Origin of the sequence: Eggerthia catenaformis OT 569 = DSM 20559 (assembly GCF_000340375.1) — a bacterium.
GTDB classification, from domain to species: Bacteria; Bacillota_I; Bacilli_A; order Erysipelotrichales; family Coprobacillaceae; genus Eggerthia; species Eggerthia catenaformis.
Genome location: NZ_KB446647.1, coordinates 48,957 through 64,041 on the forward strand (window position 1 = coordinate 48,957; position 15,085 = coordinate 64,041).

16 protein-coding genes, 3 tRNA genes and 1 pseudogene are annotated in these 15,085 nt (G+C 30.2%); 17 read left to right on the forward strand and 3 right to left on the reverse strand.

The features are described from left to right. The first annotated feature begins 4 nt into the window (after positions 1 to 4). From HMPREF9943_RS02600 to HMPREF9943_RS02630, 7 genes and pseudogenes are all read left to right on the forward strand, one after another. Positions 5 to 592: an MptD family putative ECF transporter S component gene (locus HMPREF9943_RS02600; RefSeq protein WP_004801719.1), complete on the forward strand. Its 588-nt coding sequence runs from the start codon at positions 5 to 7 to the stop codon at positions 590 to 592. Positions 593 to 603: 11 nt separating this feature from the next. After that, complete coding sequence (locus HMPREF9943_RS02605; RefSeq protein ID WP_196793785.1) at positions 604 to 1,281, forward strand: energy-coupling factor transporter transmembrane component T; 678 nt, start codon at positions 604 to 606, stop codon at positions 1,279 to 1,281. After that, complete coding sequence (locus tag HMPREF9943_RS02610) at positions 1,275 to 2,645, forward strand: ABC transporter ATP-binding protein (RefSeq protein ID WP_004801721.1); 1,371 nt, start codon at positions 1,275 to 1,277, stop codon at positions 2,643 to 2,645. The genes HMPREF9943_RS02605 and HMPREF9943_RS02610 overlap by 7 nt, the downstream gene beginning before the upstream one ends. A gap of 217 nt (positions 2,646 to 2,862) precedes the next feature. Further along, a pseudogene (locus HMPREF9943_RS02615) lies at positions 2,863 to 3,114 on the forward strand (ornithine carbamoyltransferase); the annotation flags it as partial. Positions 3,115 to 3,383: 269 nt separating this feature from the next. Then, positions 3,384 to 3,755 (forward strand): YbaN family protein, encoded by a 372-nt coding sequence (locus HMPREF9943_RS02620; protein ID WP_004801723.1) that lies wholly within the window; start codon positions 3,384 to 3,386, stop codon positions 3,753 to 3,755. 65 nt (positions 3,756 to 3,820) lie between these two features. After that, the gene (locus HMPREF9943_RS02625) at positions 3,821 to 4,030 is read left to right on the forward strand and encodes a hypothetical protein (protein WP_004801724.1); all 210 of its coding nucleotides are present in this window, start codon (positions 3,821 to 3,823) and stop codon (positions 4,028 to 4,030) included. 120 nt (positions 4,031 to 4,150) lie between these two features. Beyond that, complete coding sequence (locus tag HMPREF9943_RS02630) at positions 4,151 to 4,498, forward strand: hypothetical protein (RefSeq protein WP_004801725.1); 348 nt, start codon at positions 4,151 to 4,153, stop codon at positions 4,496 to 4,498. Between the two features lie 49 nt (positions 4,499 to 4,547). Here the strand turns inward: HMPREF9943_RS02630 and HMPREF9943_RS02635 are convergent, their stop codons facing one another. Further along, positions 4,548 to 5,378 (reverse strand): polysaccharide deacetylase family protein, encoded by an 831-nt coding sequence (locus HMPREF9943_RS02635; RefSeq protein WP_004801727.1) that lies wholly within the window; start codon positions 5,376 to 5,378, stop codon positions 4,548 to 4,550. A gap of 131 nt (positions 5,379 to 5,509) precedes the next feature. On the opposite strand from HMPREF9943_RS02635, the gene HMPREF9943_RS02640 reads away from it, so the two are divergent. Then, entirely contained in the window at positions 5,510 to 6,250 is a 741-nt protein-coding gene (locus HMPREF9943_RS02640) for a CPBP family intramembrane glutamic endopeptidase (protein WP_004801728.1), read from the forward strand. A 63-nt stretch (positions 6,251 to 6,313) separates the two neighbouring features. Here the strand turns inward: HMPREF9943_RS02640 and HMPREF9943_RS02645 are convergent. After that, positions 6,314 to 6,391, reverse strand: a tRNA-Asp gene (locus HMPREF9943_RS02645). A gap of 132 nt (positions 6,392 to 6,523) precedes the next feature. On the opposite strand from HMPREF9943_RS02645, the gene HMPREF9943_RS02650 reads away from it, so the two are divergent. The 6 genes from HMPREF9943_RS02650 to glgB all read left to right on the forward strand — a co-directional run bounded on the left by HMPREF9943_RS02650 (position 6,524) and on the right by glgB (position 11,876). Further along, on the forward strand, positions 6,524 to 7,132 hold the full coding sequence (locus tag HMPREF9943_RS02650) for a GNAT family N-acetyltransferase (RefSeq protein ID WP_004801730.1): 609 nt from the start codon (positions 6,524 to 6,526) through the stop codon (positions 7,130 to 7,132). Next, positions 7,119 to 7,511, forward strand: coding sequence for a hypothetical protein (locus HMPREF9943_RS02655; protein ID WP_004801739.1), 393 nt, complete (start codon positions 7,119 to 7,121; stop codon positions 7,509 to 7,511). The genes HMPREF9943_RS02650 and HMPREF9943_RS02655 overlap by 14 nt, the downstream gene beginning before the upstream one ends. Positions 7,512 to 7,539: 28 nt before the next feature. Beyond that, the gene (locus HMPREF9943_RS02660) at positions 7,540 to 8,391 is read left to right on the forward strand and encodes an alpha/beta hydrolase (RefSeq protein WP_004801740.1); all 852 of its coding nucleotides are present in this window, start codon (positions 7,540 to 7,542) and stop codon (positions 8,389 to 8,391) included. Between the two features lie 81 nt (positions 8,392 to 8,472). Continuing rightward, positions 8,473 to 8,886 carry a Fur family transcriptional regulator gene (locus tag HMPREF9943_RS02665; RefSeq protein WP_004801741.1) on the forward strand — a complete coding sequence of 138 codons (414 nt, stop codon included), beginning with the start codon at positions 8,473 to 8,475 and terminating at the stop codon, positions 8,884 to 8,886. Further along, complete coding sequence (locus tag HMPREF9943_RS02670) at positions 8,879 to 9,826, forward strand: metal ABC transporter substrate-binding protein (protein WP_004801742.1); 948 nt, start codon at positions 8,879 to 8,881, stop codon at positions 9,824 to 9,826. Before HMPREF9943_RS02665 ends, HMPREF9943_RS02670 begins: the two co-directional genes overlap by 8 nt. A 313-nt stretch (positions 9,827 to 10,139) precedes the next feature. Further along, on the forward strand, positions 10,140 to 11,876 hold the full coding sequence (gene glgB, locus HMPREF9943_RS02675) for a 1,4-alpha-glucan branching protein GlgB (RefSeq protein ID WP_004801745.1): 1,737 nt from the start codon (positions 10,140 to 10,142) through the stop codon (positions 11,874 to 11,876). Positions 11,877 to 11,897: 21 nt separating this feature from the next. On the opposite strand, the gene HMPREF9943_RS02680 is transcribed toward glgB, so the two are convergent. Next, a tRNA-Ser gene (locus HMPREF9943_RS02680) sits at positions 11,898 to 11,989 on the reverse strand. Between the two features lie 189 nt (positions 11,990 to 12,178). Between HMPREF9943_RS02680 and eno the strand changes: the two genes are divergently transcribed. From eno to HMPREF9943_RS02695, 3 genes are all read left to right on the forward strand, one after another. Beyond that, positions 12,179 to 13,474, forward strand: coding sequence for a phosphopyruvate hydratase (gene eno, locus HMPREF9943_RS02685; RefSeq protein ID WP_004801747.1), 1,296 nt, complete (start codon positions 12,179 to 12,181; stop codon positions 13,472 to 13,474). Between the two features lie 117 nt (positions 13,475 to 13,591). After that, positions 13,592 to 13,667: transfer RNA gene (locus tag HMPREF9943_RS02690), tRNA-Lys, on the forward strand. Positions 13,668 to 13,875: 208 nt separating this feature from the next. Next, positions 13,876 to 14,943: a 3'-5' exonuclease gene (locus HMPREF9943_RS02695; protein WP_196793786.1), complete on the forward strand. Its 1,068-nt coding sequence runs from the start codon at positions 13,876 to 13,878 to the stop codon at positions 14,941 to 14,943. Positions 14,944 to 15,085 lie beyond the last annotated feature (142 nt).

The window sequence follows — 15,085 nt, forward strand, 5'->3', positions numbered from 1 at the left end:
TAATATGAAAACTGAAACATTAAGAATTAAGGATTTAGTTACAATAGGCGTATTTACAGTAATATATTTTGTGCTTATGTTTCTTTCGGGAATGATAGGTGTGATACCAATTTTATACTTGGCATATCCTACACTGGCGGGAATCATAACGGGTATAGTTATTATGCTTTTTATGGCAAAAGTTCAAAAACCGTGGGGATTGTTTATAATCGGTCTGATCTGCGGTCTGATTGTTATTGCAATGGGAAACACTTATATAATATTGGCACATGTTGTAATCAGTATGGCAATTGCTGAGCTTTTAAGAAAAAAAGGGGAATATAAATCTTTCAAATATAATATGCTTTCTTTTGCTATGTTCAATACTTGGATTTGCGGCTTTCTTATGCAAATATTGCTTGCTAAAGACAAAGTTATTGAACTGGCTGAAACAAGGGGAATGGGACATGATTATATAATGAAACTCATCGCACTTTTAAATTATCGCAGTATGATATTGGTCTATATTGGTGCAATTGTCGGTGGAGTACTTGGCGCCTATATTGGTAAAGTTTTTCTTAAAAAGCATTTTGAAAAAGCGGGTATTGTATAATGCCCGTCTTTTTGGACAATCCATATAATCCCAATCCAATTAGTAAGCTTTTCGTTTCTTTTTTACTTGGTTTTGCCGTATTTTATAAAGTAAATGTTTATTTTGAATGGGGGATTGTATTTCTTCTTTCGCTTCTTTTTTACAAGAATGGGCTAAAAAAAGAAGCACTGAAAAACATCTTGTTTTTTGGTTTTCTTTCTTTCATAGTACCTAATATTGATGTAATTAGAAATATGAATGCGATTTTATTGATGATTTTTATGTTGTTTGTCGTATTTAGAATGTTTTATATTCCAGTTAGTGCAGGCAGTTTTTTTATAAAAACTTCAGATGTAGGAAGTGTGATATCTTCAATGGATAAAATTAAATTACCTCGCTCTGTTTCTATACCAATTGCTGTAATGTTTAGATTTTTCCCGTCGTTTAGAGAGGAAAGTAGGAATATAAAACTTGCTATGAGGATACGAGGAATTACATTTAAAAATCCGATTTCATACATTGAATATGTAATAGTACCTTTACTTGTTATATCATCCAATATTTCTGATGATATCGCAAAGGCTGCGGAAACAAAATGTATTGAAAACCCTGTTAAAAAAACAAGGTATATATCTGTCAAAATAAAAATAATCGATTTTGTTTATGTAATTTCAATACTAATTATGATTATAGGAGGAATTTTATGGTAGAAATTGAAAATTTATCTCTATCTTATGGAAATTCCCTTAAAGTGTTAAAAGACATTTCTTTAAATGTAAAGAAAGGAGAATGTGTATTATTTACCGGGAAAAGTGGTAGTGGGAAATCTTCAATTATAAATTCTATCAATGGATTAGCTGTACGATATGATGGAGCGACTACAGAGGGAACTATAAGGATAGATAATAGAGATGTCAGGAATCTCCGACTGTATGAAATATCCGGTTTGGTATCAAGTGTATTTCAGAATCCAAAGACACACTTTTTTAATATAAATACTACCCTTGAATTACTTTTTTATTTAGAAAACATAGGTCTTTCAAAAAAACAAATGGATGAAAGACTAAATGATATGTTGGATATATTTCCGATAAAACACCTTTTAAATAGAGATATTTTCAAGCTTTCAGGTGGAGAAAAGCAGATTTTATGTATTGCTGCAAGTTATATATCCGGAACGGAAATAATTGTTTTGGATGAACCTTCATCAAATCTTGATGAAGAAAATATTATAATTATAAAAGGAATGCTTACAAAGCTAAAAAATAAAGGAAAAACTCTTATTATTTCAGAGCATAGAATATACTATCTTATGGATATTATAGATAGAGTCTTTTTGATTCAAGATGGTAAAATACAAAGCGAATATACTAAAACAGATTTTATGAAAATATCATCCGAAAAATTAAATGAATTAGGTTTAAGAAATAATACTAAAACAGAGCTTATTGTGCCTGAAAATCAAAATGAGGGAAGTTTCCGGATAAAAAATATTGAATTTAAGTTTAATGGCAAAAATAATAAATTGCTTTTTAAAAATATTTCTTTTGAATTGGGAAAAATTTATGGGATAGTGGGAACAAACGGACTTGGAAAATCTACTTTATTGAGGTGTTTTATAGGCTTAGAAAGAAAATCTAAGGATGAAATTTATTTAGATGGTAAAAGGCTTTCAAAAACAGATAGGCTTAAAATATCCTCTCTTGTGATGCAAGATGTTAATCATCAGCTTTTTACCGATTCTGTTATAAGTGAAGTAAGTCTTGGAACAAAAAATATTGAAAACAGTTATGTTGAATATATTCTAAGAAAACTTGATTTGTATGAATTTAAGGATCGTCATCCAATGAGCTTATCAGGCGGACAAAAACAAAGAGTGGCAATCGCATCTGTATTGTGTAAGAATTCTAAACTTATACTTTTTGATGAACCTACCAGCGGAATGGATTATTACAATATGATGAATATATCACATCTAATTAATGACTGCAAAAGTGATAATAAAATAATATTCATTGTTTCTCATGACCAAGAATTTTTAAATTCGATAGCTGATTATGTTATACATTTATAAATATCAATAAAGTAGATTAATATTTTTTAAAATTAAAATCAAGGAGATTAAGTTATACGATAATAGAAAACGTAAAGATAGGTGACTTCTTTTATTACTGAATGTCGGTAGATTATAAAGTAAACAGGAGGTTTTATTAATTGTATCAGTCAATGTTATCTATACAGATATTTGGGTATCCATGGATGAGTTTGAAAAGATGTGAGAAGAAAGATTAGCTTTAATGAAAGATTATCAGGTCAATAGAGAATTAATGAATCATACAAAGAACAGTGAGGTCTTTGATATGTACTGTTTGTCTGCTTATTATAGTTTTGAAACTTTTATTGGAAAGAAAATAGGGGAAAAATTTCATGGAAACTCATTTGAAGTAACGGATGAGATTTTTAAAATCAGTCATTCATTAGTGTTTAAAGAAGCGGCTAATTGTATGCATACAATTAAGGCGGTTTCAGCAGTTGCTTTATAGTGTTAATTATATTGTTTTTAATATAGCTAAGAAAATCTGGAAATAAGCTTGTTTTATGCAAGCTTTTTTATTGTCTTGTATTTCTATAACCAATTTATTAAACTTGTTGACTCAAATGTTCGTATATGCTAGCTTGAATAAGGAAATTGATTATTATTCTGTTAATACTATAGTTTTTGTATAGGATGAGCTTAACAATATAAGATAGTTTGACGGATATAATTATTTATAGTAGTGTGTGTTATATATCACTAACAAGGAGTTTATTTATGAAAATATTCTGGATTATTATAGGCAGTATCTGTCTAATGTTAGGAAGTATAGGAATTGTTGTACCATTTCTACCAACTGTTCCATTTTATTTAGCTACATTATTCTGTTATGCTAAGGGGTCTCAGAAACTTCATGATTGGTTTATTCATACAAATCTTTATAAGAAGCATCTGGAAAGCTTTAAAATGGATAAAGCGATGACTTTATCTACAAAGATATCAATTATGTGCAGTGTTACTTTTTTAATGACAATTGGTTTTCTTTTAATGAAAAATACTATAACCGGAAGAACAATTTTACTTATCATATGGATCTGTCACATGTATTACTTTATTTTTAGAATAAAAACCTTAAAGAAAGAACGATAGTTCTTGTAGAAACCCCTAAAAAATAATAAAATATTCTATGCAAGAGATGAAAAGGAGGGTTTGTAATGAATAAGATTATAGATGAGACAGTAGTAAATGGAGCGTTTGACGGTGCCATTTTAAATCTACAGTCAGTAACTGATATTATGGAACGTCTGATTGAAACAGATAAGCAGGAATATAGTTACTTAGTTACATTAGTGAATAGTATTGATGATTCTATTAATACACTTTTGGATACAAGAAATTATTATAAAAATAAAAAGAATACATAATATATATAATAATTATTTGATATTGTCTTGTTAATGTTGACTATAAGTAACACTTTGTATAAAATTAAAATATATATAAATAGAAAATATTTTTTGATTGATATACAAAGGGGCATGAAGATGATTGATAAAAACCTGTTTACAGGTATGATAATAGACATAAAAGATATAAAAGAAACTTTAGATAGAAGCCTGGATGACGGAATACAGCCTGTAAGAGATTATTATTCTATTGTTTATGGGAATGTTTTAGTCATGGAAATTGTTATAGAATCTTTTAATCATCTGCAAAATATTAATGATTTAGAAAGAATATACTGCTATCTTAGATTTGTAGAAGCAACAAATAATCTTTTAAATAAAGATATCAAGGATGATTCAATTCATCAGATGCTGATACAAACAAATAAAGTATTAAATGAGAATATTCAAGATCTTGTAAATATAATAGAAAAGACTGAAGATTAAAAAAGACAAACTTTGATTTCAATAGTTTGTCTTTTTACTTTACAAATACTTAATTATTAACTTGATGATGAAATGTATAGTTTGTCTGATCAAGTGTTTTAAATGTATATCCTTGATTTTTATAATATTCAATAATAGAACTCAAATTTTGATAAGCACTACTTTCCGGTCTATCATGCATCAGTAAAACAACATTCTTCTGACTCGTTTTAATATTTCTTAAGAGCTTAGCTTTTGATAAAGGCTTCAAAGTGGCATCTCCTGTACTGACATTCCAGTCAACATAATTATAGCCTTTCTTTAATAAATCTTTAGTCAGATAAGTCATAATACCTTTACAATATTTCTTAGAAATAGCATTGCTTGAACCGCCGGGGAATCTAAAGAGCTTGGTGTCAGTCCCGGTATATTTCTTAATCAGAGTCTGAATTTTATTAAAATCTTTATAAAAATTCTCTTTAGAAGCATAAATATATTTATAATCATGAGAATAGCTATGAGCCCCAATCGCATGTCCGCGTTCTTTAATATTCTTAATATAATGACTATATTTGCTGGTAGCTCCAATCACAAAGAAAGTTGCCTTAACATTGTATTTATCTAAAACATCAAGAATATGCGGTGTCACATTGGTAGGACCGTCATCTATAGTTATATAACAGATTTTTTCACCGGTATTTGTAGTGTTCGTTTTTTTTGTTTCTTCTGTTTTCTTTTTTTGAGTTTCTTCTTTCTTTTTTATCGCACTATCTGTTTTTTTCTCCGTCTCTTTTTGAGTTTTAACAGGCTTTTTCTGACTACATCCAAAAAGAGAAAGACTGATTACACATAGAATAGATAAAAATATAGTCATACGATTTTTAGTTTTTGAATAGTTCATAATAGTACCTCTATTTTACTTCTCTATTTTAGCACTAATAGAAAGAAAGATAAAGGTAAAAAGGTAATATAATAAATAGAAATTTTTGTAGATAAGTGCTATAATCAAACGGATTAAGGAGAAGAATTATTATGTCAAATAAATCAAAAACATTATTTACACGAACATTAACATCAACACAAACTGCACTGGGAATTTTCGTTATCCTGCCTTTGTTTTTATATTGCACAACTTATATATCAAGTGCTATTACTAAATTTATTATTTTAACATTTAACCTTTCAGTTTCTGCGATTTGGGTTTCCTTATCCATTAATATGACTGCCGATCTGATTGTAGCTTCCGTGTGTCTCATTCTGCTTTGGGATTTTTTAAGTCCTCAGTTTAAAGATTTCTTTAGACATCCGGGGAAAATACTAATAGGTGCTTTGATTGGTCTTGCACTATCTTATGGTGCTAATATTGTATCTAATATTCTACTAACAATGCTGAATGCATCAGGTAATAGTGCTAATCAGAGTGCTGTAGAAAATATTTTAAAAAATTATCCTGCTTATATGGCAATTAATACAATTATCTTAGCGCCTATTGCTGAAGAATTTGTTTTTAGAGGTGTAATTTTTACTGCAATTAGAAAACACAATCGTTTCTTAGCTTATCTTGTGAGTGCCTTAGCGTTTGGCTTTGTTCATGTTATGAGTGCAGTTTTTGCCGGGCATATAGTTGAACTTCTCAAGATGATTCCATATTGTGCTATGGGTGCAGTCTTTGCTTATGTATATGAACATAATGATAATATCTGTGGCAGTATTGGAACTCATATGCTTTTAAATGGAATTGCAACATCTATAATACTTTTTCTAGGTTCTTAAGAACCTTTTTTTGATAGATATTTATATATAAAAAAACTCCCCTTAAGGGAGCTAATGTATAACTGGCGGTCTGGACGGGGCTCGAACCCGCGACCTCCGCCGTGACAGGGCGGCATTCTAAACCGACTGAACTACCAGACCAACTATGAATAAAAATATAGCATAGACCACTCATACTGTCAATTAAAAAAAGCATCTATTTATTAGATATTATTATTACTTGATTTACTTTTATGTTCCGGGTTATTATCAAGTTTAGAGGAGGAAGATTATATGAATCAGTATATTATCAGAAAAGCATCTATTAATGATACAGCACAAATAAGAGATATTTACAGCTATTATTGTCTGTATACTGCAATCACATTTGAATATAATGTTCCTTCCTTGAAAGAAATGGAAAAAAGAATTGTACAGACATTAGAAAAATATCCTTATATTGTTGCTGTAAGTGATAATAAGATTATAGGCTATGCTTATGCCGGTATGTTTAAAGAAAGAGACGCTTACAACTGGAGTGTTGAAGCATCTATCTATGTCAATCATAAGTTTAGACATAACGGTGTAGGAAAAACACTTTATCAGAGATTAGAAGCTCTATGCTTAAAAATACATATTATTAATATGAATGCCTGTATTTCTTCACCCATTGTTCCTAATCAGTATCTTGATAACAGTAGTATTGATTTTCATGTTTCTATGGGTTATAAGACAGTAGGAGAATTTCATCAGATAGGTTATAAGTTTGATCAATGGTATAATATGATATGGATGGAAAAATTTATAGCTGATCATAATAAACCTCTTCCGGTTAGATTATTTTCATCATTAAATAAAAAAGATTTAGAAATGTGTGGAGTAGAAACCAATGAATTTTATTGATAAGATACTAAAAGCAGTTAAGCCGACTAAAAAATTTGAACAGGAATACTTCAGTGATTATTTAAGTCGTTTGATTAATGATTCAGCTAATTATATAGAAGTCTATTTTTTAACAGATCATTTAGAACTTAAATACTGGGTAAAAGATCCTTATAAATATGTAAAAACATTAATTTTGTTTTATGATGATTATGATCTTGAAATACTGGATAGATATGAAGATATTATTTCATTAAGAAATTGTATCTATCTTATGATGAATTTGAAGGATAAACATATTCTCTATAAAGATAAGGAGTATCATCACCATCAGTATAATCAGAAGCTTATGAAAGAAGGTGTTCCTTGTATTAGACCAAAGAGAGATTCATTATTTTAGTATATTAATAAGGCAAAGGATATAAAATATGAAAAAATTATTAATAATTATACTTTGTTTCTGCCTTTGTGGATGCCATATGATATCCACTGATAAAAAAACAAAGATCAAAGAAGAATATATACCTAAACAGGTTATACCTATTAAAAAGAATACAGTTAAACAGATTTCTATTTATATAAATAAACAAAAAATTTATGGAGAAGCCTATATTCCTAAAACAGAGAAAACTGTTCCTGTAGTTATACTATGTCACGGATATGGAGGAAATTATAGGAATCTATCTGTTTTAGCTCATTATTTGATGGAACATCAGATTGCTGCTTATACTTTTGATTTTAGGGGAGGATCACCAATCAACAAATCTGATGGATCTATGCGTGATATGTCTGTATCAACTGAAATAGAAGATCTTCAGGCTGTTATTGAAAAAATAAAGACATTGAATTTCATAGATAACAGTAAAATATATCTGGGTGGACATTCTCAGGGAGGTCTCGTAGCCAGTCTGACAGCTGCTAAAAGAAATGATATTAGGGGATTATTTTTAGGAGCACCTGCCTATAATATTCCTATGCTTTGCCGTTTTTCTCCAGTTCCTGAAAAAGGACAGACAATTTCTTTTTTAAAAGGAAAAATAGGAAGAAGATATATTATTGATGGCAGAAAATATTTAATATATAGAGATATTATGGATTATAAGGGACATGTTACCATTTTTCATGGTTCTAAAGATACAGTTGTACCGCTCAGTTATTCTTTACAGGCTAAAAAAGCGTATTCGGATATCAAAGTGCATATTATTAGAAATGCAGGTCATTTATTTACTAAGAATATGCAGATACAGATGGGTGAATATCTTATTAAGAGTATAAAATAGAAATTATTTATCTCTTTATTGACACATCAAAAAGCTGTGCTATTATGAAATCGCAATTGGACTGCAAAAAAGGAGAAGTAAATGAAAAAGAGTTATCATACAAAAAATAAAGATCTTATTATGGATTATCTTGATCTTCATAAGGAAGAGAGAATTAGTGCATCCAGCATCTATGAAGCAATCAAAGAAAAGAATGCTTCTATTAATCTGGCAACAGTTTATCGTAATTTAGATAAACTTCATAATGAAGGTATATTAAGGAAATTTAAAACTGCAGAAGATGATTGCAGCTATTATCAGTATGTTCATCAGAATTGTCGCTATCATCTTCATCTGCAATGTACACATTGTGGCAAGATTATTCATTTAGAATGTGATTTTATGGATACTATTATGAATCATTTGCTGAAAGACCATGGTTTTGCTTTAGATTGTGAAAACTCTACACTCTCCGGGTTATGTGAGGAATGCAGGAAGGAACTAAAATATGTTTAAAAAGATATTATTAGTAATTGTAGTTATGATAGCTTTAACAGGTTGTTATAAGAAATCGAAAAATAAGGTTATTAAAGCGAAATATAATATTGTAACTAGTAATTATGTTTCTTATGATTTTGTGCGTGCTATTATTGGCGACAATAGGGATATTAGTGTGAAACTGTTATTAAAGCCGGGAAGTGATCCTCATATTTATGAGCCATCTTCTGATGATATTGTATCGATTAAAGAAAGCAGTCTGTTTATTTATACGGGCGGTGATTCTGATGTATGGGTAGATAAACTGCTTAAAGAAAAGAAAAAAGATCAGAGTATTAAATTAACGGATCTTGTTAAATTAAGCGAAGAAGAAAAAAAGGAAGGAATACAGGAAGAAGATCATGATCATAATCATCAGGAAGAAAAAGAATATGATGAACATGTTTGGACAAGTCCGGTTAATGCTAAAATAATTATCAGTAAGCTTTCTGAAAAGATTTCTGCTTTAGATGCTTCTAAAAAAGCTGATTTTTCAAAGAATGCTCAGAAATATATTCGTAAGATTGATTCTATTGATAAAGAAATAAGAAGTGTTGTTAAGAATGCTAAAACAAAAACGATTGTGGTAGCTGATCGTTTTCCATTTCTTTATTTTGTTAAAGAATATGGATTAGATTATCGGGCTGCTTTTGCCGACTGTGCAGAAGATACGGAAGCAAGTACTAAAACGCTCTCTTATTTAGTAGATTATGTAAAGAGAAATAAAATATCTTATATCTTAAAAATCGAATTATCTACAGGTAAAACGGCTAAGGCGATTAGTGATGAGACAGGTGCAAAAGTACGAGTGTTGAATAGTGCTCATAATATTACTGCTGATGATTTTGAAAAAGGAGTAACATATGTAGATATTATGAAAGAAAACATAAAAGTATTAAGGACTGTATTAAATGCATGACAATAGCTGATATAATATATTTAAAAATGGGGTATGAAAACGGGGTTATTTGTACTACTTTTAATGGGGATTTTGCAAAGAATATATAAGTGTCAATGTAGAACTTTATAATGTAATATTAGTTGCTCTATGTGCTATTACTATTGTTTTAGGTATGGGATCATTGCTGATTGCATTATTAACTGTTTCTGACAAGCTGGCAGCTTTTTAAGACTTTTAAAAATTCATAGGTATAATAAAGAACAGGGTTTAGTCCTTGTTTTTTTCATTAACTGAATATGCTATAATATAGAAAAGAATTCAGGTGATAATAGTGGATTTAAAAGAATTTTATAATGGAAACTGCTTTGATGCCTATAAATATTTAGGAGTACATTTTATTAATGAACATAAAGCCGAATTCATTACTTATGCTCCCAGTGCTCATCATGTCTGTTTAATAGGAGACTTTAATAATTGGCAGGAAGATAGAATGGAGCGTATTGAAAATGGTCAGTTTTTTTATTTTCTTCATGACCATGTCAAACCTTTCCAGATGTATAAATATCGTATATATTATAATGAATACGATTATACTGATCATTGTGATCCTTATGGTTATTATAGTGAAACATCACCGGGCAGTGCATCATGTCTTTATTTATCTGATTATCAGTTCCATGATGAGGAATGGATGAATCATAGAGTAATGGATAAGCATAAGCCAATAAATATTTATGAGATACATTTAGGAACATGGAAAAAAGAAGTAAAAAATTATGATCAGTTAGGTGAATTATTAGTACCTTACTTATTAGAGAATGGATATAATTATGTAGAACTGATGCCTATTTTTGAATATCCTAATGAGAAATCATGGGGGTATCAGGCAATAGGATTCTTTTCTCCAACTTCACGCTATGGAACACCTGATCAGTTGAAATCATTTATTGATTATTGTCATCAGTATGAAATAGGTGTTATTCTTGATTATATACCTGTTCATTTTGCGATAGATGGTTATGGATTAAGAAACTATGATGGTACATCTCTTTATGAGTATCCTGAAAGAAATAGTAAGTGGGGAAGTTGTAATTTTATGCATTCAAAAGGTGATGTATGTTCTTTTTTAAATAGTGTGGCTTACTTTTGGATAGAAGAGTATCATATTGACGGATTAAGATATGATGCTGTTTTATGTCTGATATATTATCAGGGAGATAAAAAAAGAGGGTTAAATATTGAAGGTATCTCTTTTCTTAAGTCATTGAATCAGGGCTTGAAGCAAAGAAGAGAAGATGTTTTATTAATAGCTGAAGATTCTTCTTCTTATCAAGGGATCACTAAGTCAGTTTCTGCCGGCGGTTTGGGATTTGATTATAAGTGGGATTTAGGATGGATGAATGATACTTTAGATTACTTTAAAAAATCATTTGAAGAAAGACCATCCCATTATCATCAGCTGACTTTCTCTATGTATTATTTTTATAATGAACAGTACCTTTTACCATTTTCTCATGATGAGACCGTTCATGGCAAAAAAACTATTATTGATAAGATATATGGCAGTTACAAGCAAAAATTTAGTCAATTAAAAGCTCTTTATCTTTATATGTATACACATCCCGGAAAGAAATTAAATTTTATGGGAAATGAATTAGGACAGTTTAGAGAGTGGGATGAGAACAGGCAGCAGGATTGGATTCTTTTGGATTATCCTATTCATCAAGAGTTTTCATCTTATATGAAGTCATTATGTCATCTGTATTTAACTCATTTTTCTTTATTTCAAGAAGATTATGATTATAAAGGTTTTCGCTGGATAGACTGCCATCAGGAGGATAGATGTTTGTATATTTATAAAAGAATATGTGAGAAAGAAACTCTTGTCTGCTTCTTTAACTTTTCTTTAAATGATAGTTATTATCAGTATACCGGTGAGCATGATTTAGAGCTTCTTATCTCATCAGAGAATAGTTATAAAGAAAAAAAGATTTCTGCCGGAAAACAAAAAGAAATCTTTATTCCTAAATTATCGGGATTATGTTTTCAAGAAAAAAAGATTGGATAGAATCCAATCCGATTCTTTAAATGGCGGAGGCAGAGAGATTTGAACTCTCGCGCCGGTTAACCCGACCTACTCCCTTAGCAGGGGAGCCTCTTCAGCCTCTTGAGTATACCTCCATAAGATTGCCTATTAATATTAGCATATCTTTATACTGAATGCAATAGAAAATTAGGCTTTTGGATGGCTAAGTTCTTGAATAGGAGAAGAGAGCATAAAAAAGCTATATTTTTTTGAAATAGATAAAAAAAACTTGAATTATTTACTTAATAGTTTATGATTATTTTATACACATAGGAGGAAATAAAATGGATAAAATTGTAAAAGTTTATGCAAGAGAAGTACTTGATTCACGTGGTAATCCAACTGTAGAAGCAGAAGTTACTACTGAATTTGGTGCATTCGGCAGAGCAATCGTACCAAGCGGTGCATCAACTGGTGTACATGAAGCAGTTGAATTAAGAGATGGTGACAAGTCTCGTTATTTAGGAAAAGGTGTCAGCAAAGCTGTTGCTAATGTTAATAATGAAATTGCTCCAGCTGTTATTGGTATGGATGTATTTGATCAGAGAGCATTAGATGCTAAGATGATTGAATTAGATGGTACAGAAAATAAAGGAAGACTCGGTGCAAATGCTATTTTAGGTGTTTCACTTGCAGCTGCAAGAGCTGCTGCTGACAGTGTAGGCTTACCTTTATATAAATATATTGGCGGTGCTAATTCTTATGTTATTCCTACTCCAATGATGAATATCGTTAATGGCGGAGAACATGCTGATAATAATGTTGATTTCCAGGAATTCATGATTATGCCTGTCGGTGCTGATACTTTTAAAGAAGCTATCCGTATGGGATGTGAAGTATTCCATAATTTAAAAGCTGTATTACATGGTATGGGATTGAATACTGCTGTTGGTGATGAAGGGGGATTTGCTCCAAACTTAACTTCTAATGAAGAAGCTTTAAAGACTATTGTAACAGCAATTGAAAAAGCCGGCTATAAACCAGGTGTTGACGTTATGATTGCTATGGATATCGCTTCAAGTGAGTTCTATGATAATGAAAAGAAAGTTTATACATTAGCCGGTGAAGGAGGAAAATCATTCACTAATACTGAATTTGTTGATTTCTTAGAAACATTAGTAGATAAATATCCTATTATCTCAATTGAAGATGGCTTAGATCAGGATGACTGGGAAGGATGGGATTACTTAACTAAGAAATTAGGAAAGAAAGTTCAATTAGTTGGTGATGATTTCTTCGTAACAAATACTAAGCGATTAGCTATGGGTATTGAAAGAGGTGCTGCTAACTCTATCTTAATTAAAGTAAATCAGATTGGTACTTTAACTGAAACTTTAGAAGCTATTGAAATGGCTAAAGAAGCAGGTTATACTGCTGTTGTATCTCACAGATCAGGTGAAACTGAAGATACAACTATTGCTGATATTGCTGTAGCTACTAATGCCGGTCAGATTAAGACTGGTTCTGCTTCAAGAACTGACAGAATTGCTAAATACAATCAGTTGTTAAGAATTGAGGATGAATTGGGTGCACAGGCTAAATTCAAAGGACTTAAATCATTTTACCAGTTAAAAAAATAATTTTAACTCTTTAAAATACACGGACATTATATTGTCCGTGTATTTTCATTAATCATGATAATTGTTTATATTTTTGTTGACTTTTATCAAGGATACGTGTAAAGTAATTTATGCAATCTCTCCTTAGCTCAGTTGGCAGAGCATCTGACTCTTAATCAGAGGGTCCACGGTTCGAGCCCGTGAGGGGAGACCATAGAAAAATCGGAGATCGTTTGATCTCTTTTTTATCACATAATTTTCTGTTATATTCCTATTAATTAACCATAATGATAATTTATAGTAATACCTGTAGTAAGAATTACTACAAATTTCATAAACTTCCCCTTTTAATGATTTTCTCTTTTTATAAGAGAAAAACAGGTCTTCTTTTCAAGACCTGTTTTTTGCTTTATAATAGCATTATGAAAACAATAAAGACTATTAGAGAAGAATATCATTTATCTAAAGATCAACTGACACAGTTTCTTCTTGAGCAAAACTACATAAAAGAATCAGAGAATATTGACCTCTTAGAATGTCCGGAGAGCTTGGAAAAGCTTATCAGCTCGCATTTATCGGCAATTAAGCATATTGCTTTAAGAAATAAATATACATCTATAGATGAATATAAAGCTCCTTTGATGATACCTATGACTTATACGATATTAGGAATAGATCATTTTGTAGTACTGGATACTGAAACAACCGGACTTTATAGGAATGATGAAGTTATTGAATTATCTGTTTTAGATGAGCTGGGACATGAACTTTATCATTCTCTGTTTCATCCCCAGAAAAAGATGGCTAGAGAGGCTATCAGAATAACAGGCATGGATAATGCATATTTAAAGAATCAGCCTTATTTTAAAGATGAATGGGAAACTATTAAAAATGTTATTGGTACAAGAAGAATTCTTGGTCATAATATTCAGTATGATTATAGAATAATGCTTGCAACAGCGCAAAGATATCATATGAATACTCAGGAAATAAAATATCTATTTAATGATATGATTGATTCAATAGAACTTATTAAACGATATATTAAAACACCAAGCTATAAGCTTAAAGATCTGATTAGATTATTTGGAATTGAAGAATCTCAGCGGCATCGTGCATCATATGACTGTCTTCAGACGCTACAGGTTTTAAGGAAAGTGGAAAGATATTTGATTGAAAGAACAGGATCAAAAGAAAGGATAAATATGGATACTATCAGACAGGCAGTACTATTAAGCTATAAGCTCGGTAAATCTATTGAGGATATTTCTATTTTCTTTGGCATCAGTACGAATGAAACCGCAGATTTAATTATTGAAGCTTATCATAAGGAGCATGATTTTGATTTACAGATAGATTCAGAAGTAGAATCAAAGATTCTCTTTTTAAAAAACAACTGTTCAAAAGAAGAATTTAAGAATAAAGCATTAAAATATGTTAAGGAATATGAAATAAAATTAATAATAGCGAAAAATAAATGTTTTAAATAGAGATAGTAGGTTTATTTACCGGAATAAAAAATGTTAATAGTACTAATAGATAAAAAAAGAAAATAATATATTGCATATTCCTGCTATTCAGTGTATCTTAATTGAGACAAGAAAATAAATTGTCTTGGCTTATATTATTTAG

Bases quoted from the DNA above. Each gene is read 5' to 3' on its own strand.
- HMPREF9943_RS02640 (WP_004801728.1), top strand. From the start codon at position 5,510: ATGTCAAATAAATCAAAAACATTATTTACACGAACATTAACATCAACA.
- HMPREF9943_RS02655 (WP_004801739.1), top strand. From the start codon at position 7,119: ATGAATTTTATTGATAAGATACTAAAAGCAGTTAAGCCGACTAAAAAA.
- eno (WP_004801747.1), top strand. From the start codon at position 12,179: ATGGATAAAATTGTAAAAGTTTATGCAAGAGAAGTACTTGATTCACGT.
- HMPREF9943_RS02630 (WP_004801725.1), top strand. From the start codon at position 4,151: ATGATTGATAAAAACCTGTTTACAGGTATGATAATAGACATAAAAGAT.
- HMPREF9943_RS02665 (WP_004801741.1), top strand. From the start codon at position 8,473: ATGAAAAAGAGTTATCATACAAAAAATAAAGATCTTATTATGGATTAT.
- HMPREF9943_RS02635 (WP_004801727.1), bottom strand. From the start codon at position 5,378: ATGAACTATTCAAAAACTAAAAATCGTATGACTATATTTTTATCTATT.
- HMPREF9943_RS02600 (WP_004801719.1), top strand. From the start codon at position 5: ATGAAAACTGAAACATTAAGAATTAAGGATTTAGTTACAATAGGCGTA.
- HMPREF9943_RS02620 (WP_004801723.1), top strand. From the start codon at position 3,384: ATGAAAATATTCTGGATTATTATAGGCAGTATCTGTCTAATGTTAGGA.
- HMPREF9943_RS02695 (WP_196793786.1), top strand. From the start codon at position 13,876: ATGAAAACAATAAAGACTATTAGAGAAGAATATCATTTATCTAAAGAT.
- HMPREF9943_RS02650 (WP_004801730.1), top strand. From the start codon at position 6,524: ATGAATCAGTATATTATCAGAAAAGCATCTATTAATGATACAGCACAA.
- HMPREF9943_RS02670 (WP_004801742.1), top strand. From the start codon at position 8,879: ATGTTTAAAAAGATATTATTAGTAATTGTAGTTATGATAGCTTTAACA.
- HMPREF9943_RS02610 (WP_004801721.1), top strand. From the start codon at position 1,275: ATGGTAGAAATTGAAAATTTATCTCTATCTTATGGAAATTCCCTTAAA.
- HMPREF9943_RS02660 (WP_004801740.1), top strand. From the start codon at position 7,540: ATGAAAAAATTATTAATAATTATACTTTGTTTCTGCCTTTGTGGATGC.
- HMPREF9943_RS02625 (WP_004801724.1), top strand. From the start codon at position 3,821: ATGAATAAGATTATAGATGAGACAGTAGTAAATGGAGCGTTTGACGGT.